A 20,107-nucleotide genomic window follows, 5' to 3' on the forward strand; every position below is an offset into this window, starting at 1 on the left:
ATATATGGGAACAAAGGGAACCATTATCATTCAGGAGTCAGAAGGAAGGATGCCCCAGGAACTCTGCCAGCAGCTTTTAGAAGAGGGCTACCGCATTGTATACGAAGAAGACAGGCGGGCAGGAAGTCAGATTGAAATTGGAACGGCCTGTATCTTAGAAGTAGACAATCATTGTATCAGAAGAGGCAGGAAAAAGATTCATCTGACACCTAATGAATATAAAATTTTATATACCATGGTGAAATCTCCCCACCGGGTATATAGCAGAAACCAGTTGATTACTTATGCGTTAGAGGATGCCTTTGATGGCTATGACAGAACCATAGATTCCTATATTAAGAGTATCCGGAAGAAAATTGAAAAGAATCCCAGACGGCCGCGTTATATCATAACGGTGCACGGAGTCGGATATAAATATGTTCCATCAGACAGTGAGGGCACTCATGGAGAATAAGAGCCTGGAACAGAGGATGGAAACAGAACCGGTGCATCGTGTGATTTTGTCACTGGCGGCACCTACGGTATTTAGTATGCTGGTAATTTCTGCTTACAGTATCGTGGATACCTTCTTTGTAACAAGATTTGGAAGCAGGGCAACCGGAGCGGTCGGAATTACATTTGCACTGGTGGCATGGATACAGGCAGTGGGCTATACTGTTGGCATGGGAGCGGGAAGCCTTGTTTCAAGGCTCCTTGGAAAGAAAGAAAAAGAGCAGGCAGAGCAGATTGCAATTTCGGCAATTATGTCAGGGCTGCTGCTTGGACTTATAAGTCTGGGGGCAGGTCTGATTTTTTTGACACCTTTGCTGAAGCTTTCCGGTGCAACAACAGAGCTGCTTCCATATGCAAGGGAATATGCCCTCTTTGTATTGCTGTCGGCACCCTTTACCATAGAGACACTGGTACTTGGTACGCTTCTTCGGGCACAAGGCAGGGCGAAAGCATCCATGGCAGGAATGGTAACCGGTGGAATTCTTGATATTATACTGACACCGGTGTTTCTGTTTGTCTTAAATCTTGGAGTAAAAGGAGCCGCATTAGCGGCATTTATCGGACAGGCAGTGGCAGCGATGGTACTGGGAGGCTGTTTCTGGCATGGCAGACTGAAATTGAATGGAAAGAAACAAAGTAAAAATTTTTTCAAAATAAAGGACTATGGTAGCATTATAAAAAATGGTCTGCCGTCGCTTTGCAGGCAGGGATTTGCCAGCGTGGCAGCCGTATTGTTAAACCGGCAGGCGGTAGGATATGGAGATGCGGCAGTAGCAGCAATGTCTGTAGACGGACGGTTATTTATGGTATTTTTCAGCCTTTTTATCGGATATGGTCAGGGTTTTCAGCCGGTGGCAGGGTATCAGTTTGGAGCTGAAAATAAAAAAAAGTTAAAGCAGGCATTTATTTTTACTTTATGGAGCAGCATCATAGCGGCGGCAGGAATTGGTCTGGCAGGATTCCTTTTCGCACCGATGACCATGAGCTTCTTTTTAAAAGAAGATATGGCAGCACGAATCGGCATTTTTACTTTTCGAAGCCAGTGCCTGATTTTTCCGCTGATTCCCATAGGAATTTTAAGTAATATGCTGTTTCAGGGAATCGGGCAGCAGGGGAAGGCGGCATTTCTATCAGCGTGCCGTCAGGGAATTGTATTTCTTCCGTTGATTTTCCTTTTACCGGAATGGATCGGGCTGGCGGGAGTTGAGATTGCGCAGGCGTTGTCAGATGGGCTGACTGCAATCATCAGCATTCCATTTGTGTTTTGTTATTTCCAAAAGAGTGAGAAAAAAAGAACAAAAAAAAAGACCAGTGACGGAAAGCGGCGGCTATGAAGCGCCGTTTGGTCAACTGGTCTACTGAACCATTTCTACCAGATAAGCTAACATGGTAACAGGTTCTTTCTTCTGTGCTTTCATCTCTCTTACATATGCTTCGTATTTTGCTACGAACCTGGAAAGACCCAGCACTGCATCCTGCTCTAAGAACATACAAATCCCTCCTTATGCAATTTATTATCTGAACAAACCTCTTTGTTCATTTAATATTATATACTTACCTTTGGTAAATGTCAACAAAAAAGATGCGAAAAAATTGTGTAAAATTACCATAAAAGAAAATTAAGTTTTTGTTAATAAAATGTAAGGAACATTTGGTGTATGATGATAAGGAATGAAATAACAGATAACGCATATAGGAGCAGATAAAAATAAATGAGACAGACCGGAAGAGGAAAGAGAAAAACAGGAAGAAAAAAATATACATATGAGAAACCACATACAGCAGCAGAATACCGGCGCAGAAGAAGACAGCAGCAGGTGCGGATTCAGAGAATGCTGCTGCTTTTAGGAATTGTTCTTGTAGTAATTTTCATATTTGTATTAGGTGGGAAATTGCTCCGCTGGATAAGGGGAAAACATTTGGCAGCAGCAGATGTGCCGGCAGCCGTTACCAAAGTGGTAGAAAATCCGCCGGATTATGATGTGCAGCTTCTTACGATAAATGATTATTCCAGACCGGGACTTGCAATTGATCAGGTAAATGGCATTGTGGTGCATTATACTGCAAATCCGGGAACCACAGCGCAGCAGAACCGTGATTATTTTGAAGGCTTAAAGGACAGCCATGAAACACATGCCAGCAGTCATTTTGTCATCGGACTGGATGGTGAACTGATTCAATGCATCCCATGCAAAGAGATTTCCTATGCATCCAATGACAGGAACAGTGATACTATTTCCATCGAATGCTGTATCCCGGACGATACCGGAAGATTCAACGATGCCACCTACCAGACATTAGTGCATCTGGTGGCATGGCTTTGTGGCAGATATGATCTGACCATGGATGATGTCATCCGTCATTATGACGTAACCGGAAAAAACTGCCCGAAATATTATGTGGAACACGAGGATGCCTGGAAGCAGTTTAAGGTAGATGTGACAGATTATATAGAAAAGAATGGAGTTGCCCCGGAAAATCTAAAAAATGACAAGGAGTAAGTCTTGCCAAATCTTCTGATTTCAAGTAATATTAAATCATTGATAGTGGAGAGACGAAAAGTCCACTGGTTGTAAGAAGGAAAAACATGTTAGAAGAGATTTGTAAGGCACTGACCGAAGAGACGAATATACGTGAAAATCTGATAGAATTAAAGAAAAGCATAAAAAATCAGGATGCATTGAAGGAATGGAAAGAATACCATGCAACGCATCCGGTTTTGTATGCTTTTTTGAGTTCCGAAGATGCTAAAATCCGGAAAAATGCAGCACTTATTCTGGGTGAGACAAATGAATCAGGGGCGGCAAAAGCACTGTTTGAGGCATACCAGAGGGAGAATACACGCTTTGTGAAAAGTTCTTATCTTACTGCAATGAATGGACTTGATATAGAGATTTATCAGGACGCATTCGGGAAGCGTTACAAGGAATTGTTAGCAGAAGTTCCGGCAGAAAGCGAAAAGAAGCACAGAACGGAAGAACTGCATGCTCTGGATAAATTGTTAGGTGGGCTGAACCAGAATAAGAAGCATCGTTTTACTGGATATGAAGAAGAGGTAGAAGTGCTTCTGACAACCAATCCTGCATATCGTGAGATTACGGCAGAACAGATAAAAAAAGATCGTCCGGTGCTGGTTCCGGCAGGTGTAAAAGTAAAGACAACACATCTCAGGGATGTGATAAAGATTCGTACTTTCCGGGAGATGCTGTTGCTGTTGTCCGGGGGACACCGGATTGCTGCAGAACCGGAAGCGGTAGCAGAGGCATATGCAAAATCAAATCTTATGGAGTTATTAAACAGGCTGCATGAGGGCAATCCACCATTTCGCTTCCGCATGGAAGTAAGGGGCATTGCTCCGGAAGAAAAAGGCAGCTTTATCCGGAAAGCGGCAGCAGCATTAGAAGATTTAACCGGACATCAGCTGTTAAATACGGTAGATGGCTATGAAATAGAATTGCGGCTTACGAAGAATATGGATGGCACATTATATCCATCCTGTAAATTATTTACAATTCCAATGCGGAGATTTTCTTACCGGAAGGAAGCAGTTGCAGCATCCATTCATCCGGCAAATGCAGCATTATTTATGAAACTGGCAGAACCTTATCTGAAAAAGGGTGCACAGGTATTGGATCCGTGCTGCGGAGTTGGTACCATGTTAATAGAACGTGACCTTCTGGTGCCGGCGGGAGATATGTACGGACTGGATATTTTTGGAGAGGCTGTGATAAAGGCAAGAGAGAATGCCAAAGCGGCAGGAAGGCAGATTAATTATATTAATCGTGATTTTTTTGATTTTACACATAAATACCTTTTTGATGAAATCATTTCCAATATGCCATTGAGAGGGAAGAAAACAAGAGAAGAACAGGATGCCTTTTATAGTCAGTTCTTTGATTGTGCAGGAAAATTCCTGAAAAATGGTGGTCATATGATTTTATATTCCAATGAGGGCGGCTTTGTAAAGAAACAGCTGCGGAGACATATGGAATATCGTCTATTAGACGAGTTCTGTATACGGGAAAAAGAAGGTTTTTATTTATTTATAGTCGGTAAAAAGGGGTAACAAAAATGAAGCAGAAGTTGGACATGCAGGGGAGTAATGAGTTAATGTTTGGAGCGGAATTACTCGACGGAAGAGTGCTTCAGGGATTACAGGACCGTTTCTGTGCCTGCAATAATTTATATTGTGTATGCTTAAGCCAGATGCAGGGGGTTGTGACCAAGGCATATGGTTCCAAGGAAGAACTGAATTATCTTCATGAAAAAGTCGGTATGGCACGCCATATTGTGCTGCTGAACAGACTGATTACCTCTGAGATGGAAGATGTAGTGGAAGAACCATTGGAAGAGGATTATTTGAAAATGAACGGTGTTGCAATCCGTGTAGGCGGTAAGATTGCAGCAATCTGGATTGTCATTGGTGTGCTTTCTGATATAGCCGCACCAGAACAGGAGATTCCGGAGAATATCCAGAAGACTACGACAAAGCAGTATTACAATTCACTTGATTTTTTAACCTATATATCCAAACAGTATTTTGCTACAAAGTTGGATGAGCTTCTGGCACAGGAAGCATTTGCCAAAAATAGGGAAAGCCAGGAGCAGATTAAGACAGAATTACAGCGTACAGAGGTCATGACTTCTATCGTGAAAATGCTGGAGAGTGAAAATGGCTTTTCCAAAATTGCAGACGAAATTCTGACAGATGTATGCAACTATCTGAAAATCAGTAATGCAGCATTGCTTCGTATTAACCGGGATGGCGAGACTGCGGATATGATAAGTGAATGCTGTCTGGAGGAAGAGGATGCATTGATTGCAAAATGCCAGGGCATTTCCACTTCAGAATTTCCTTTTACCAATGGCAAGCCTTATATGATTTCAGCAGATTCCTTACTGCCGCCCGCATTTGCACAGTTTTTTGAAAAATGGAATATTCAGGCGGCAATCAGCCTGCCGGTAGAGATTAACGGGGAAGCTGCCATGTATTTATGCTTCTTTGAACTGCGGAAACGCCGTATCTGGGATGTTTCCGATATTAAATTTTTAAATGAAGTAAAACAGATTGTGCAGAGTATTTTGATTAAGCGGATTACAAAGAATTCGCTGGCAAGTTCTTATGCATCCTTAGAGGCAATCCTTGAAAATGTAGGCTGTGGAATCTGTGTAAGGGATATGCTTTCGGAGAAGATTCTTTATACGAACCAGCAGTTTCACAGGTTATTTGCAGATGGCCGGTTTGAAAAGCAGCAGGATGAGATTTTCCGTTCCGGTAATAAGCGTTATGGAAATGGTAATTTTGTAGAATATTATTCCAAAGAGGATAACCGGTATTTTGACATTTATCATACCCAGATTAACTGGGTGGATGGCAGAAGGGTTATGCTGCTGACGGTTTATGATGTGACGGATAAAAAGCTTTATCAGCAGAAGATTGAACGCCAGGCGAATAATGATTTCCTGACGGGACTTTATAACAGAATGCGTTGTGAGCATGATGTGGAAATCTATATCCAGAGAGCCAGGGAACAGGGTGGCAAGGGAGCACTCTGCTATATTGACCTGGATGACTTTAAGCATATTAATGATGGTCTGGGACATCAGTATGGGGATATTCTGCTGCAGACGATTTCAAGAAGCCTGCAGGGAGTGACCGGACTGGATTCTACCTGCTACCGCATGGGTGGTGATGAGTTTATCATCATTGTTAATCAGGAAGAATATCAGCGTCTGGATGAGATTTTAACAGAGATTAGGAATATTTTCTCCAAGCCGTGGTTCTTAAAAGGTGGAGATTACTACTGTACCATGAGTATGGGGGTGGTACGTTTCCCGGATGACGGAGACAATGTACAGGAATTAATCAAAAAAGCAGATATTGCTTTATACGAAGCAAAAAAAGGCGGTAAAAACCGTATAGAATTCTATGATGAGAATGTAGAAGCAACATCCTTTAAGCGGCTTGATTTAGAGAAGAATATGCGTTATGCCACTACAAATTCCTGCCAGGAATTTGAGGTGTATTATCAGCCGATTGTGGATATTTCCAGACCGGGAGATCCATGTAGTGGAGCAGAGGCACTTATCCGCTGGAATTCCGAGGCAATGGGGATGATTTCCCCGTCTGAATTTATTCCACTGGCAGAATATTTAGGACTTATCAATCCAATCGGAAGCTTTGCATTGAAAGAAGCCTGCCACCGTTGTAAATACTGGAATGACATGGGACATCCGGAGTATCATGTCAATGTAAATCTTTCGGTGGTACAGCTATTGCAGAATGATATGAAAGAAAAAGTCAGGGAAGTGTTGGAAGAGACAAAGATGGATCCGGCAAACCTTACCCTTGAAGTAACAGAGAGCCTTGCAATTAACGATATGAAGCGTATGAAGAGGATTCTTTCGGATATCAAGAGCCTTGGCGTAAAGGTTGCACTGGACGATTTTGGAACAGGCTATTCTTCCTTGAACCATATCCGTGAGCTGCCGATTGACATTATCAAGATAGACCGCTGCTTTATCATTGACATTGGAAAAGATGAGTATGCAGAGGCCTTTGTAAAGATGGTATCAGAACTGGCAGAGACCATCGGAGTACGGATTTGTGTAGAGGGGGTAGAGGAAACGGAACAGGTGGAGAAGCTCCGCAGCATGAAGGTGCAGTATATTCAGGGTTATTATTATGGTAAGCCAATGCGTGCAGAGGACTTTGAAAAGAAGTATCTGTAGAAATAAAAGAATGAGTAAAAAGCTGATGGAAGGAAAGCTTTTTACTCATTTTAAGTTTAGCAGTCTATCTCTAGTTCTACCGGACAATGGTCGGAACCAGGAACTTCCGTATGAATGGCAGCTCCCTTTAACTTCTCTTTTAAGGACTGGGAAACCAGAAAATAATCAATACGCCATCCGGCATTCTTTTCCCTTGCGTGGAAACGGTAGGACCACCAGGAGTAGATGCCTTCCTGTTCCGGGTAGAAATAACGGAAGGTATCGATAAAACCATTCTCTAAAAGAACAGAGAATTTTTCCCGTTCTTCATCTGTAAATCCGGCATTTTTACGGTTGGTTTTCGGATTCTTCAAATCAATTTCTTTGTGGGCAACATTCAGGTCACCGCAGAAAATAACCGGTTTCTTTTCTTCTAATCCCTTTAAATACTGTAAAAAAGCATCTTCCCATTCCATACGGTAGGAAAGCCTTGCCAGTTCGCTCTGGGAGTTTGGCGTGTAGCAGGTGATGAGATAGTAGTTTTCATATTCTAATGTGATAACACGTCCTTCTTCATCATGCTCCGGGATGCCAATGCCATAGCTTACAGAAAGAGGTTCCTTTTTGGTAAAGATGGCAGTGCCGGAATAGCCTTTTTTCTTCGCATAATTCCAGTACTGGTAATAGCCCGGAAGGGAAAGGTCAATCTGTCCTTCCTGCAGTTTAGTCTCCTGAATACAGAATGCATCTGCATTGATTTCATGGAAGAAATCTAAAAATCCTTTATTGACACAGGCACGTAAGCCATTTACATTCCAGGAAATAAATTTCATAGTGAGTCTCCTTTTTATTGATACATATCGGTGATTGCGAAAAAGCGGTGTTTTTATTTGAAAAAGGTCTGTATTCGAAGAATTGGTGGCTTATGTGATGTGAAATGCCAGCAATTCTTAGCTGCATATTTTTCTTAATGGTAAACTGTCTTTCCGTTGCTTTGACCGGATGCCGTCACTGTCCGCCAGGTGCGGATGCCACATAATAACTGCAAGGGGCACTAAGAATTTCGAGACATATTTTGTCAGGTCCGGCAACCGGCACAAATTCACATCCATGTTCATATGTGCCTCGCTGGCACGTCCCTGTGCCAGCGTTGCCGGGTGCCGGACGAAATTCCAAGTGCCCCTAACAGCCATTAAAAGGCATCCGTACTCCGGCGGACAGTACCGGCATCTTGTCAAACATTGGAAAGACTGCTTTCTATCACAAAAAGAAAAATATGCAGCTTAGAACTGCGGTATTTCATGTCAAAGCCACTGTGCTTCGAATACAGCCTTTTGAAATAATAATTTCTTTTCGCAATCACATATTTGTTTCATTATACCCATTAGACTGGATATTCTTCAAGAAAAATATTATACTATTTCTATATATAAAAATGCAACGTATTGTGGAGTTATAAGCGAAGGAGGATATGCGATGTTAGAGAAGGTAGATTTAAACCGGAAGATGGGGAAAAAGGAATATAAGGAGTGGATGGACGATTTGCAGCCAAAGTTATCCTATCTGCAGAGAGCCTGTAAGGAACAGAAGATTCCGGTCATGATTGTATTTGAGGGATTTGGTGCAGCAGGAAAAGGAACATTGATTAATAAAATCATTGAGCCTTTAGACCCGAGGGGATTTTCGGTATACGCTACTGCAGTGGAGACCAAGGAAGAGAAAATGCATCCGTTCCTGTGGCGTTTCTGGACGAAGATTCCATCCCAGGGAAGAATTGCAATTTTTGACAGAAGCTGGTACCGGAGAGTGTTGGTGGACCGCTTTGACGGTGTGACCACAAAGGAGCAGCTTGATTATGCGTTCGGAGAAATCTGTTCCTTTGAAAAACAGCTGACGGATGATGGCATGGTAATTATTAAGCTGTTCGCAGATGTGTCAAAGAAGGAGCAGAAGAAGCGTTTTGATAAGCTTCTGGAAGATAAGAAGACTGCATGGCGGGTAACAAAGGACGATTTGGCGAGAAATAAGCATTATGAAGAATATCTTGCCATGAATGAAGAAATGCTGGAAAAGACGGATTCTGAATATGCACCGTGGCATATTTTAGAGTGCACCGACCGGGAATATGCGGCAGCAAAAATGACGGAAATCGTAGTTTCTGTGTTGGAGCAGGCAATCGCAGATAAGAAAGCCGAACAGGAGAAGAGGGAGCAGGAGAAAACAAAGGCGCAGGAAATAAAACAGGAAAAGGATACTTTGCAGGAAGCAGGAGCCGCATCACAAAAGGAGCAGGTACTTAAGAGCTCCGTACTGGCAGGAGTAGACCTTTCAAAGAAGATGGAAAAAGAGGAGTACAAAAAAGAACTTGCACGTCTTCAGGCAAGACTTTCCGAGCTTCATAATGAACTTTATAAATACCGGATTCCGGTGGTGCTGGCATTTGAAGGCTGGGATGCCGGTGGAAAAGGCGGAGCCATCAAACGGCTGACCCAGGCATTGGATCCAAGGGGGTATCAGGTAAATCCGGTGGCAGCACCCAATGATGCAGAAAAAACACATCATTATCTGTGGCGTTTCTGGAAACAGTTTCCAAAGGATGGTCATGTAGCAATATTTGACCGTTCCTGGTATGGCCGCGTTATGGTTGAGAGAATCGAAGGCTTCTGTCAGGAAGAAGAATGGAAGCGTGCTTACCATGAGATGAACGAAATGGAAGAGCAGCTGGCGCATCATGGAACCATTGTTTTAAAATTCTGGATGCACATTGATAAGGATGAGCAGGAGCGTCGTTTTAAGGAGCGTATGGAAAACCCGGCAAAGCAGTGGAAGATTACCGATGAGGACTGGCGCAACCGTGAGAAATGGGATGCTTATGAAAAGGCAGTGGATGAAATGCTGATTCGTACCTCTACCACTTATGCACCATGGATTTTAGTAGAGGCAGACTGCAAGTATTATGCCAGAATTAAAGTGCTTCGTACGGTGGTAGAAGCAATTGAGAAGCGTCTGAAAGAAGAAAAAGAACGGAAATAATTACCACTTGGTTCGTATTTCTTACCACTTATTCCAAAGGCATTTACAGAAAAATGTGTTTGTGTATAATGAGTGACATAGGAAGGAACGACAATGAAGATACGGATTGAATTAGACGAAAACTTAATAGAGGATGAAGTGCTGATTCGCTGCAGATCCTTAGATGAAAATGTAAGGAAAATACAGGAAACCGTGTCACAGGTGCTTACCGGAAAACAGCAGTTAATCTGTTATAAGGAAGATACGGAATACTATCTGTCTTTGGATGAAATCCTGTTTTTTGAGACAGAGACCAAAGAGGTATGGGTGCATACAACAGATAAGATGTATCAGACCAGATATAAACTGTATGAGCTGGAAGAACTGTTGCCGGGACATTTTATGAGGGTTTCCAAATCCACGATTTTAAATACCAACCGGATTTACTCCATTACAAGAAATCTTACGGCATCAAGTGTGGTGGAATTTATGGGAAGCCATAAACAGGTATATGTATCAAGATATTACTACAAACCATTAAAATGTAAACTGGAAGAAAAGAGGATAAGAAAATGAAAAAAGAGAGAATCTTCTGGGGACTGTTTCTGATTTTTGGAGCTGTATTCCTGATTGTAAGCAAACTGGGACTGGTGGAAGGCATTGGCTTCTGGACGGTAATCGGAACAATATTTTTCGGTTGTATTTTATTAAGCAGCCTGATAAAGCTTCGATTTACCGGAATCTTTTTTTCATTGGCATTTCTTGGAATTATTTATGATGAACAGCTTGGCATACAGGCGATTACACCATGGCCGATACTTGGAGCGGCACTGCTTTTATCCATCGGCTTCGGTATCATTTTTAAGAAGAATACCACAAAATGTTGGAAAAAGAAAAAAGATACGGACTATGAGACCATTATAGATGAAGAGGATGGTAACCGGATTTCTTTCGATACCTCCTTTGGCGCATCCATCAAATATGTGAATACGGATGATTTCCAGTCTGCTTCCTTGGACTGCAGCTTTGGCAGCATGAAAGTGTATTTTGATAATGCGATGATGCAGCAGCCACAGGCAACGATTTATCTGGATGCATCCTTTTCCGGAGTAGAGCTTTATATTCCAAAGAGCTGGGCAATGATAAATAAAGTCCATGCAGCATTTGGTGCAGTGGAAGAGAAAAATCGGAATGTACCGGATGGTGTGCACAGTGTGATACTTACTGGAGAATGTAATTTTTCCGGCGTAACAATTATATATGTATAAGAAATAGCATAGAGAAAGCTGTCAGCAAAATTTTGCTGGCAGCTTTCTCTATGCTATTTTATGCCTGTGTGCCCGGAAGCCGGAGGCTTGATTTCATCAGCAGGGCTGCAATTGCGGCAGTGAGAATTTCCGTAATCCAGAAAGCATGGAATACGCACTGTGGACCAAAGGCTTTGCAGAGAACAAAAGCAAGCGGAATGATAAAAAGGATATAACGGAGCAGTGAAATAATTAAGGACTGTCCGCCCTTTGAAAGCCCTTCCAAAGCACCGGAGGCAGTAATGGATACGGTGGAAATCAGGAAACCACAGCAGATAATCCGAAGGGCATTGCTTCCCGCGGAAATTGTGGTGGCATTGTCTGTAAACATTCCGATAAGGTAAGGTGATGCAGTAAAGCAGATAATCATACCAAGAAGCATAATGACACCGTTCATACAGAGGGTAAGATGATAGATTTTCTTCACACGCTTTATTTCACCGGCACCGTAATTGAAGCCCACCAGCGGACGCATCCCCTGGATAATTCCATTGGCAGGAAGGTAGAGGAAGGTCTGCAGTTTGTAATAGATTCCGACGACTACCACATAACACTGGTCATATGTGGCAAGGAGTCCGTTTAAAAATGAGATCAGTAAGGACGGCAGAGCCAGATTTAAGATGGCAGGGATGCCGATACCATATAATTTCAAATCAAGATGTTTATCCAGGATAAGATATTTTCTGCTAATCCGTACATTGATTGGACGCAGAAAATAGGCAAAGAGATAAAAAATAAGAGTCAGAAGCTGTCCGATACCGGTGGCAAGGGCAGCTCCGCGCATTCCCATTTTCGGGAAGAAGCCAATTCCGAAAATCAAAAGCGGGTCTAAAATGATATTGGCAATACAGCCTAGCATCAGTCCAATCATGGAGACATTCATTCTGCCGACAGACTGAAAGACCTTTTCAAAGGTTAAATTCATCATAATAATGATACTGAATACAAATACAATATTTGCATATTCTACACCTGACTTAAGAACATTACTGTCGGTGGTAAAGCGGCTTAAAAACGTAGGAATCAGGGCAATGCTTCCAATCGTTAAAATGACACCATGCAAAATAGAAAAGAAGAACCCATGGGTTGCAGCAATATTGGCTTTTTCCCCTTCTTTTGCACCAAGGTGAAAAGAAATTAAAGCATTAATTCCGACACCAAATCCAATTGCCACAGCATTGATAAAATTCTGCACCGGATAGACCAGGGAAAGGGCAGTCATGGCATCTTCACTGATTTTAGCCACAAACAGACTGTCTATAATATTATAAAGAGAATTTACCAGCATGGAGATAACCATAGGAAGTGCCATGGTAGTCAGCAGTGGTAAAATCGGTTTTTCTTTCATAAAATCTTCATTCATAATAATTGCTCCTTTTTTTCTTTTTTCTCACTAATCCAAAGTGTGAGAAAGAACAAAGAATGTGCCTTGGCACATTCTCGCGCCTGCGGCGGTCGCTTGCGACATCTACCTTATACGCCGAAGTGTGCATCCTCGCGGAGCGTTTTTTACTTTACAGGAAAGCAATTTCCTGTAAAGTAAAAAACGCCACACAATTATCGCAAGGATAATTGTGTGGCGAAAAGTAGTCAGACTAGAAAAATCCACACCAGTTTTAGCGTTATGAAAATAGCATAAATCATAGGAAAAGTCAAGATAATATCATAGAGCGGAAGAAGATGGCTTGAATATGAATTGGAACATTCAATGGAAAAATGATTGACAAATACCCTATGGGGGTATAATATAAGCATACCGGTAGGGGGTATATGACTATCGGGAAATGTGTATTGGAATGTGAAGATAGAAGGGAGCCTGACTATGGCAGAAGAAAAAGAGATGTGTCCATCCTGCTGCGAACGGAAGAAGCACAGACAGGAAGCAGAATATCAGGATTTATTAAAACGCTTGAACCGGATTGAAGGACAGGTGCGGGGTGTAAAGAAAATGTTGGAAGAAGACCGTTACTGCGTGGATATTTTAACGCAGGTGTCTGCAATTAATTCTGCACTGAACTCCTTTAATAAAGTGTTATTAGCGGAGCATATCAAATCCTGTGTGGTGGATGACATCCGTGCCGGAAAGGAAGAAGCGGTGGATGAGCTTTGTGCGACCCTTCAGAAACTGATGAAATAGAGGAGGACAAAAGTGTGAAACAGGAACGTTATGAAGTCACAGGTATGACGTGTTCTGCATGCTCTTCCCGTGTGGAAAAGTGTGTGTCAAAGATTGACGGAGTGGAAAATGTATCCGTAAATCTGCTGACCAACAGTATGCAGGTGTCCTATGACGAGAATAAGGTCAATGAAGATATCATTGTATCAGAAGTAGAGAAGGCAGGTTATGGTGCTGCACTGGCAAATGCCGGAAATGAGAAACGTACCGGCAAAGGGAAAAAGATAAATAAGGCAGAGCAGGAAATTCATGAGATGAAAATCCGTCTGATCTGGTCTGTTATTTTTCTGATTCCGATGATGTATATTTCCATGCACCATATGTTTTATGAATGGTTTGGAATTCCGGTACCGGGATTTATCAAGGCTGCATTTCACGGAGATGAGAATGCACTGGCATTTTCCTTTTCCCAGTTTTTATTGCTGCTTCCGATTATGTATCTGAACCGGAAATATTTTATTGTAGGATTTAAAAATCTTTTTGTACACAGAAGCCCGAATATGGATTCGCTGATTGCACTTGGGGCATCGGCTTCCGTTATCTATGGTGTATTTGCCATTTTCCGGATTGGTTATGGCCTGGGACATCAGGATATGGCACTGGTAAGCCGGTACAGCATGGATATTTATTTTGAGTCTGCAGGAATGATTCTGACATTGATTACAGTTGGAAAATATTTAGAGAGCCGTTCCAAAGGAAAGACCAGTGAAGCTATTGAGAAGCTGATGGACTTGGCTCCGAAGCAGGCAAATGTCTTAAGAGATGGCAAAGAAGTTATGGTCCCGGTAGAGGAACTGGTAAAAGGTGATTTAGTATTGGTGCGTCCCGGCGAGACGGTTCCGGTGGACGGAGTAATTGAAGAGGGACAGTCAAGTCTCGATGAATCTGCCATTACCGGGGAGAGCATTCCGGTATATAAGGAAGTGGGGGATACTGCAATTTCCGCAACCATTAACCAGAATGGCTTCTTGAAAATCCGTGCATCCAAGGTCGGGGAAGATACCACCATCAGCCAGATTATTCATCTGGTGGAAGAAGCTGGATCCAGTAAAGCACCGATTGCCAAGATGGCAGATAAGATTGCAGGAGTATTTGTGCCGGTGGTTATTACAATTGCCCTAATTGCTGCAATCATCTGGCTCATCAGTGGGGCAACCTTTGAATTTGCACTTTCTATTGGAATCGCGGTGCTGGTTATTTCCTGTCCGTGTGCCCTTGGACTTGCGACACCGGTAGCTATTATGGTAGGAACCGGAAAAGGTGCAGAAAACGGAATCCTGATTAAGTCCGGCGAAGCACTGGAAACGGCGCACAGTATCGATACTGTAGTTATGGATAAGACCGGAACCATAACAGAAGGTAAGCCAAGGGTTACAGATGTGAGTGTTGGAACCACAGAATTAAACGAAAAAGAATTTGTGGCAATTGCAGCAGGCGTTGAGCAGGGAAGCGGGCATCCACTGGCACAGGCAATTCTGCAGTATGCGAAAGAGCAGGAGATTATGCCCCTTGCCATGAAGAATTTTAAGACAATTCTGGGCAGAGGAATTGAGGCAGAAGACGAAAATGCATCTTATTATGCGGGAAACGAAGCCTTTATGAAAGAAAAGGGAGTGTCATTGGATGACCTTGGAGATACTCTGGACAAGCTGGCAGAAGAAGGAAAGACTCCATTAATCTTTGCGAAAAACAACAGCCTTCTGGGTATCATTGCAGCAGCAGATGTGGAAAAGAAAACCAGCCGCTATGCTATTGAAGCATTCCGTAAGATGCACATTGAGGTAGTAATGCTGACCGGAGACCATAAACGTACCGCCGAAGCTATTCGTAAGAAGCTTGGAATTCCAAAAGTAATTGCAGAAGTATTGCCGGAGGATAAGGAACGGCATATTGCCAAACTGCAGCAGCAGGGACATAAGGTTGCCATGATTGGAGACGGAATCAATGATGCACCGGCACTGGCAAGAGCTGATGTAGGAATTGCCATTGGAGCAGGAACAGATGTGGCAATCGAAAGTGCAGATGCGGTACTGATGCGGAATGATCTGATGGATGCCGTAACAGCCATCCGGTTAAGCAAAGCGGTTATCCGCAATATCAAGGAGAACCTGTTCTGGGCATTCTTCTATAACAGCATTGGAATTCCACTGGCAGCAGGCGTTTTATACCCGGCATTTCATATTAAATTAAATCCGATGTTCGGTGCAGCCGCCATGAGTTTAAGCAGCGTCTGTGTTGTTTGCAATGCTCTCCGGTTAAAGCTTTTTAAGCCGCAGCGATTAGAGCAGACGGCAGGAAATGTGGCAGAACAGATAGCGGAAAAAGCAGCAGGAAGTCAGATAGAACAGTCAGCAGAAAAAGTGACAGATAATAATGAAAATTATAAGGAGGATAATAAAATGAAAGAAACACTTAAAATTGAGGGAATGATGTGTGAACACTGCAAGAAACATGTGGAAGAAGCATTAAATGCCATGGAAGGAGTACAGGCAGCTGTCAACCTTGAGACAAAGAGTGCTGAAGTAACCATGGACAAAGAGATTCCGGAAACTGAATTTGCAGAAGTGATTGAAAAAGCAGGGTATCAGCTTACCGGTGTTGAAAAATAACAAAATAACGTTATGAAAATCAAAAAAAATTAGGAAAAATGCAAGAAAAAAATTCCCTTATGCTATAAAGTTATGTTATAATAAGTGTAATTGAAACAGCATGGGCGAAGGCAGAGGGAAGAAGTTAGGAGGACGGTTCCCGCAAAAGGAACCGTCCTCTTTTATTTACGCGAGTAGCGGGAAAAACCACAGCACATGATGGACAGACAGGAGGAACAGTTTTTATGTGGTCATATGACAGTGTATTTTATCAGATTTCAACATTGGGATTTTGCGGAGCACCAACAGAAAATGATGGTGTTCTGGCTCATCGGATAAAGAAAGTGGAAGACTGGATTCCGCATATGGTAAAGCTTGGAGTGGATGCAATATATTTCTGTCCGGTTTTTGAATCAGACCGTCACGGTTATGATACCAGGGATTATACAAAGTTAGATGTAAGACTTGGAACCAATGAGGACTTTAAAGAAGTATGTGGAAAATTACATGACAACAATATCAAAGTAGTGTTGGACGGAGTGTTTAATCATGTGGGAAGAGGCTTCTTTGCATTTCAGGATTTACTGAAAAACAGAGAAAATTCTCCATATAAGGACTGGTTCACAAATGTGAATTTTGGCTGGAATAATAATTATAACGACGGACTTTCCTATGAAGGCTGGGAAGGACATAATGAGCTGGTAAAGCTGAATTTGCGGAATGAAGAAGTAATCCGGCATATCTTTTCAGCAGTAGAGGGATGGATAAAAGAATTTGATATTGACGGACTGCGTCTGGATGTTGCATACAGTCTGGATATGGATTTTGTAAGAAGATTACGTCAGTTCGTAGATTCGAAAAAGGATGATTTTTATCTCCTGGGCGAGATGATTCATGGTGATTATAACCGTCTTCTGGATGAACAGAATATGCTGCACAGTGTAACAAATTATCAGGCATATAAGGGAATGTGGTCCAGCTTTAATGACCGCAACCTCTTTGAAATCAATTATACCCTGGAGCAGCATTTCTGTGGAATGTATCAGGGCAAACATTTATTAAATTTTCTGGATAACCATGATGTGAACCGTCTGGCAAGCACTTTAAAGGAAAAAGAACATCTTCCACTGGTATATGCAATGCTGTTTGCAATTCCTGGCATTCCATGTGTCTATTATGGCGGTGAATGGGCAGCAGAGGGAAAGAAGGAAAATGGCGGGGATGAAGCACTCCGTCCTTCCTTTGAAGCACCGGAATGGAATGAACTTACCGATTATATTTCCAGACTGGCGAAGGTTCATAAATCGGAAAAAGCACTTTGCTATGGCAGCTACCGAAAGGTATTCTTAACAAACCGGCAGATTGTATTTGAGAGAAGCTTTGAAGGTGAGCGGATTCTTGTAGCAATCAATCTGGAAGAGAATCCCTTCCATGCATCCTTTGATGCAGGAGCAGCAGAAGCAGTTGACCTGCTGACCGGAGAAAAAGCGGTATTTCAGGGTGGTCTCGATATGCCGGCATTTTCCGCAGCTTATTTAAAGATAACCGGATAAAAAGATAATACATAAGAATAAGAATAAGAGATAAGAGCTATAAGGAGGAAGTGCAGTAATGGCAGAAAAACGTAAATCTTCAGAAAAAAGTAATATAGGAAAGAAACTGGCACTTGGATTAATTGCAGTAATTTCACTCCCGATTCTTCTGGTTGGACTTGCCGGAATTATCATAATGCATCTGGTACAGAATACAGCATTAAATGCAGGTGTGGGAACGATTATTTTAATTGTGGTTTTAGCGGTATTTGTGGCAGGTTCCCTGTGGCTTGCAGTAGCAATTGCCGGAAAACTGAAAGCTGTAATTGGGAGTATGGATAAGATTGCGGATGGAAGCCTTCAGTTAGAAGAACCAAAACATAATGAAAAAAATGATGAAATCAGCAAATTGTTAGGCTCTGCCAATGATTTGGTAAGAAGCTTTGCACAGATTGTAACCGGAATCCGTAGAGCCAGCAGGGAATTAAGCGAACTGTCTACGACATTCAGCCAGTCCTTTGACACTATGAATGAAGCGTTGGATCAGGTGAGCGGTGAAGTTGCTTCCATTACAGATAATACCGTTTCACAGGCAGAGAAAACACAGCATGTACAGCAGAAAGTAGCAGAAATCGGTAATGCCATTGAAGTGATTGCCAGCAATATTACACTTCTTTCGGACAGTGCATTAAAAATGAAAGACTGCAATGAATCAGCAGAGGTGATTATGCAGCAGCTGGTGGAAATCAGCAGACAGAACAGGCAGTCTATTGATGAAGTGCAGAGCCAGACAGACAGAACCAATCAGTCTGCCTTACAGATTCGTACTGCAACAGAGATTATTGCAGGAATTGCAAGCCAGACAAATCTGCTTGCTTTAAATGCAAGTATTGAAGCTGCACGGGCAGGAGAACAGGGAAAAGGATTTGCCGTAGTTGCAGAAGAAATCCGTACCTTGGCAGACCAGTCCAGAGAGTCTTCAGAGCAGATTAATAAAATTGTTAATGAACTGATTGATAATTCTAATGTCAGTGTAGACATTACCGGAAAAGTATCAGAAGCATTTGAACAGCAGAATGCAAAGATTCGCGAGACAGAGACAATCTTTACTGCCTTGAATCATGAAATTGAAAGTGTCAGCACTTCTATTCAGGGAATCAATTCAGAAGTCGGTGGCTTGAATGAACATAAGAGTGCCATTGAAGAGAAAATGGATTCGCTTGCTGCAGCAGCAGAGACAAATACAACAAGTGCCAGAGATACATCTGAGGCAATGAATGAGTTTGAAGCTTTGGTAGAAGAATGTAAGAATGCAACTGCCAGAATTACTTCTGTAGTAGCAGAACTGGATGAAAATATCCGTAAGTTTAATGTTTCTTCCATGAAAGAAGAAGTAGAGAAAAACATGATGTAATAAACGGTATACAATTGCAAAGAGAAGGGTATTCCACAGGCCGAAGGAGTGCATATGGAATACCCTTTTGTGTATCTTTAAGGAGATTAAAATGAAAACAGAGATTTATACGATACCAATACAGGATGCATTTGCAGAGGAAAGCGAATGTCCGGTCTGCAGAATGTATCAGAAATTAGAAGAAAATGCTATCAATTATACCATTGGACCGGGTGCAAGTTATATGGAGGGAGATATCCGGGAGCAGAGCGATGAACAGGGCTTCTGTCAGAAGCATTTGGAAATGTTATATGAATATCCGAATAAATTAGGACTTGCCATGATGTTAAAGACCCATATGGATAAGACAGCTAAGGAGTTAAAAAAAGCAATGAAAGCACCACTGCCTCAGGCAGCTGTACTTTTCAGGAAAAAGAGCCAGACGGTCCATCCGGTGATTACCTTTGTGGAAGAAAAAGAGAAAAAGTGCTTTGTGTGTGATTACATTAATCACAGCTTTACAAATTATATCAATACCATTTACTATTTATATGAAAAAGAAGAGGACTTCCGCAAACAGTTTGCAGCATCCAAAGGCTTTTGTGTAAATCATTATAAAGTTCTGTTTTCCGGTGCCCCGGAATATATGGGTAAGAAATACCTGAATGAATTTCTGATGACTTTAAATGAGACTTTTATTAACGGATATGAGAGGGTGCGGGATGATTTAGAATGGTTCATCTGTAAGAATGATTACCGTTATAAGGAGCAGCCTTGGAAGAATGCAAGGGATGCACTGCAGAGAGGACTGGTAAAGGCAGGAAGTATCATGGAGGCAGAAGAAAAGAAGGAATAGGTAGAGGTAATAAAAGAAAAGGGGATAGAAGAAGACGTAA

17 protein-coding genes are annotated in these 20,107 nt (G+C 42.1%); 13 read left to right on the plus strand and 4 right to left on the minus strand.

Annotated features, from left to right (window positions below; all coding sequences use genetic code 11):
* The first annotated feature begins 4 nt into the window (after window positions 1–4).
* Both DXB39_RS00365 and DXB39_RS00370 read left to right on the plus strand, forming a co-directional pair.
* Window positions 5–454: a winged helix-turn-helix domain-containing protein gene (locus DXB39_RS00365; RefSeq protein ID WP_117842012.1), complete on the plus strand. Its 450-nt coding sequence runs from the start codon at window positions 5–7 to the stop codon at window positions 452–454.
* On the plus strand, window positions 444–1,826 hold the full coding sequence (locus DXB39_RS00370; RefSeq protein WP_158565928.1) for an MATE family efflux transporter: 1,383 nt from the start codon (window positions 444–446) through the stop codon (window positions 1,824–1,826). The genes DXB39_RS00365 and DXB39_RS00370 overlap by 11 nt, the downstream gene beginning before the upstream one ends.
* A gap of 21 nt (window positions 1,827–1,847) precedes the next feature.
* Here the strand turns inward: DXB39_RS00370 and DXB39_RS15145 are convergent, their stop codons facing one another.
* Window positions 1,848–1,982 carry a hypothetical protein gene (locus DXB39_RS15145; protein WP_022244007.1) on the minus strand — a complete coding sequence of 45 codons (135 nt, stop codon included), beginning with the start codon at window positions 1,980–1,982 and terminating at the stop codon, window positions 1,848–1,850.
* 222 nt (window positions 1,983–2,204) lie between these two features.
* On the opposite strand from DXB39_RS15145, the gene DXB39_RS00375 reads away from it, so the two are divergent.
* The 3 genes from DXB39_RS00375 to DXB39_RS00385 all read left to right on the plus strand — a co-directional run bounded on the left by DXB39_RS00375 (window position 2,205) and on the right by DXB39_RS00385 (window position 7,224).
* Window positions 2,205–2,993, plus strand: coding sequence for a peptidoglycan recognition protein family protein (locus tag DXB39_RS00375; protein ID WP_117842010.1), 789 nt, complete (start codon window positions 2,205–2,207; stop codon window positions 2,991–2,993).
* 86 nt (window positions 2,994–3,079) lie between these two features.
* Window positions 3,080–4,558, plus strand: a complete 1,479-nt coding sequence (locus DXB39_RS00380; RefSeq protein WP_117842009.1) for a methyltransferase — start codon at window positions 3,080–3,082, stop codon at window positions 4,556–4,558.
* A 5-nt stretch (window positions 4,559–4,563) separates the two neighbouring features.
* A complete protein-coding gene (locus DXB39_RS00385) occupies window positions 4,564–7,224 on the plus strand; it encodes a sensor domain-containing phosphodiesterase (protein WP_117842008.1) in 2,661 nt (886 codons plus the stop codon).
* 56 nt (window positions 7,225–7,280) lie between these two features.
* Here DXB39_RS00385 and DXB39_RS00390 read toward each other — a convergent pair whose 3' ends face one another.
* Together DXB39_RS00390 and DXB39_RS00395 are read right to left on the minus strand one after the other, a co-directional pair.
* Complete coding sequence (locus tag DXB39_RS00390; RefSeq protein ID WP_022244011.1) at window positions 7,281–8,036, minus strand: exodeoxyribonuclease III; 756 nt, start codon at window positions 8,034–8,036, stop codon at window positions 7,281–7,283.
* A 117-nt stretch (window positions 8,037–8,153) separates the two neighbouring features.
* A complete protein-coding gene (locus DXB39_RS00395; protein ID WP_117698055.1) occupies window positions 8,154–8,396 on the minus strand; it encodes a hypothetical protein in 243 nt (80 codons plus the stop codon).
* Window positions 8,397–8,679: 283 nt separating this feature from the next.
* On the opposite strand from DXB39_RS00395, the gene DXB39_RS00400 reads away from it, so the two are divergent.
* The 3 genes from DXB39_RS00400 to DXB39_RS00410 all read left to right on the plus strand — a co-directional run bounded on the left by DXB39_RS00400 (window position 8,680) and on the right by DXB39_RS00410 (window position 11,483).
* Window positions 8,680–10,236: a phosphate--AMP phosphotransferase gene (locus tag DXB39_RS00400; protein ID WP_117842007.1), complete on the plus strand. Its 1,557-nt coding sequence runs from the start codon at window positions 8,680–8,682 to the stop codon at window positions 10,234–10,236.
* A gap of 93 nt (window positions 10,237–10,329) precedes the next feature.
* Window positions 10,330–10,791 carry a LytTR family DNA-binding domain-containing protein gene (locus tag DXB39_RS00405; RefSeq protein WP_117842006.1) on the plus strand — a complete coding sequence of 154 codons (462 nt, stop codon included), beginning with the start codon at window positions 10,330–10,332 and terminating at the stop codon, window positions 10,789–10,791.
* Entirely contained in the window at window positions 10,788–11,483 is a 696-nt protein-coding gene (locus tag DXB39_RS00410) for a LiaF transmembrane domain-containing protein (protein WP_117842005.1), read from the plus strand. Before DXB39_RS00405 ends, DXB39_RS00410 begins: the two co-directional genes overlap by 4 nt.
* Before the next feature lie 58 nt (window positions 11,484–11,541).
* Here the strand turns inward: DXB39_RS00410 and DXB39_RS00415 are convergent, their stop codons facing one another.
* Window positions 11,542–12,885: an MATE family efflux transporter gene (locus DXB39_RS00415; RefSeq protein WP_117842004.1), complete on the minus strand. Its 1,344-nt coding sequence runs from the start codon at window positions 12,883–12,885 to the stop codon at window positions 11,542–11,544.
* Window positions 12,886–13,344: 459 nt separating this feature from the next.
* Between DXB39_RS00415 and DXB39_RS00420 the strand changes: the two genes are divergently transcribed.
* From DXB39_RS00420 to DXB39_RS00440, 5 genes are all read left to right on the plus strand, one after another.
* Window positions 13,345–13,659: a metal-sensing transcriptional repressor gene (locus tag DXB39_RS00420; RefSeq protein ID WP_117842003.1), complete on the plus strand. Its 315-nt coding sequence runs from the start codon at window positions 13,345–13,347 to the stop codon at window positions 13,657–13,659.
* Window positions 13,660–13,673: 14 nt separating this feature from the next.
* The gene (locus DXB39_RS00425; RefSeq protein WP_117842002.1) at window positions 13,674–16,307 is read left to right on the plus strand and encodes a heavy metal translocating P-type ATPase; all 2,634 of its coding nucleotides are present in this window, start codon (window positions 13,674–13,676) and stop codon (window positions 16,305–16,307) included.
* 224 nt (window positions 16,308–16,531) lie between these two features.
* Window positions 16,532–17,839 (plus strand): alpha-amylase family glycosyl hydrolase, encoded by a 1,308-nt coding sequence (locus DXB39_RS00430; RefSeq protein ID WP_117698062.1) that lies wholly within the window; start codon window positions 16,532–16,534, stop codon window positions 17,837–17,839.
* 58 nt (window positions 17,840–17,897) lie between these two features.
* Complete coding sequence (locus tag DXB39_RS00435; RefSeq protein WP_117842001.1) at window positions 17,898–19,232, plus strand: methyl-accepting chemotaxis protein; 1,335 nt, start codon at window positions 17,898–17,900, stop codon at window positions 19,230–19,232.
* A 91-nt stretch (window positions 19,233–19,323) separates the two neighbouring features.
* The gene (locus tag DXB39_RS00440) at window positions 19,324–20,067 is read left to right on the plus strand and encodes a DUF6062 family protein (protein WP_117842000.1); all 744 of its coding nucleotides are present in this window, start codon (window positions 19,324–19,326) and stop codon (window positions 20,065–20,067) included.
* Window positions 20,068–20,107 lie beyond the last annotated feature (40 nt).

This window comes from Roseburia sp. OM03-7AC, assembly GCF_003462625.1.
Classification (GTDB): Bacteria; Bacillota; Clostridia; order Lachnospirales; family Lachnospiraceae; genus Roseburia_C; species Roseburia_C amylophila.

Excerpts from the sequence above, each read along its gene's own strand:
- DXB39_RS00365 (WP_117842012.1), top strand. The coding sequence starts at position 5 with ATGGGAACAAAGGGAACCATTATCATTCAGGAGTCAGAAGGAAGGATG.
- DXB39_RS00370 (WP_158565928.1), top strand. The coding sequence starts at position 444 with ATGGAGAATAAGAGCCTGGAACAGAGGATGGAAACAGAACCGGTGCAT.
- DXB39_RS15145 (WP_022244007.1), bottom strand. The coding sequence starts at position 1,982 with ATGTTCTTAGAGCAGGATGCAGTGCTGGGTCTTTCCAGGTTCGTAGCA.
- DXB39_RS00375 (WP_117842010.1), top strand. The coding sequence starts at position 2,205 with ATGAGACAGACCGGAAGAGGAAAGAGAAAAACAGGAAGAAAAAAATAT.
- DXB39_RS00380 (WP_117842009.1), top strand. The coding sequence starts at position 3,080 with ATGTTAGAAGAGATTTGTAAGGCACTGACCGAAGAGACGAATATACGT.
- DXB39_RS00385 (WP_117842008.1), top strand. The coding sequence starts at position 4,564 with ATGAAGCAGAAGTTGGACATGCAGGGGAGTAATGAGTTAATGTTTGGA.
- DXB39_RS00390 (WP_022244011.1), bottom strand. The coding sequence starts at position 8,036 with ATGAAATTTATTTCCTGGAATGTAAATGGCTTACGTGCCTGTGTCAAT.
- DXB39_RS00395 (WP_117698055.1), bottom strand. The coding sequence starts at position 8,396 with ATGGCTGTTAGGGGCACTTGGAATTTCGTCCGGCACCCGGCAACGCTG.
- DXB39_RS00400 (WP_117842007.1), top strand. The coding sequence starts at position 8,680 with ATGTTAGAGAAGGTAGATTTAAACCGGAAGATGGGGAAAAAGGAATAT.
- DXB39_RS00405 (WP_117842006.1), top strand. The coding sequence starts at position 10,330 with ATGAAGATACGGATTGAATTAGACGAAAACTTAATAGAGGATGAAGTG.
- DXB39_RS00410 (WP_117842005.1), top strand. The coding sequence starts at position 10,788 with ATGAAAAAAGAGAGAATCTTCTGGGGACTGTTTCTGATTTTTGGAGCT.
- DXB39_RS00415 (WP_117842004.1), bottom strand. The coding sequence starts at position 12,885 with ATGAATGAAGATTTTATGAAAGAAAAACCGATTTTACCACTGCTGACT.
- DXB39_RS00420 (WP_117842003.1), top strand. The coding sequence starts at position 13,345 with ATGGCAGAAGAAAAAGAGATGTGTCCATCCTGCTGCGAACGGAAGAAG.
- DXB39_RS00430 (WP_117698062.1), top strand. The coding sequence starts at position 16,532 with ATGTGGTCATATGACAGTGTATTTTATCAGATTTCAACATTGGGATTT.
- DXB39_RS00435 (WP_117842001.1), top strand. The coding sequence starts at position 17,898 with ATGGCAGAAAAACGTAAATCTTCAGAAAAAAGTAATATAGGAAAGAAA.
- DXB39_RS00440 (WP_117842000.1), top strand. The coding sequence starts at position 19,324 with ATGAAAACAGAGATTTATACGATACCAATACAGGATGCATTTGCAGAG.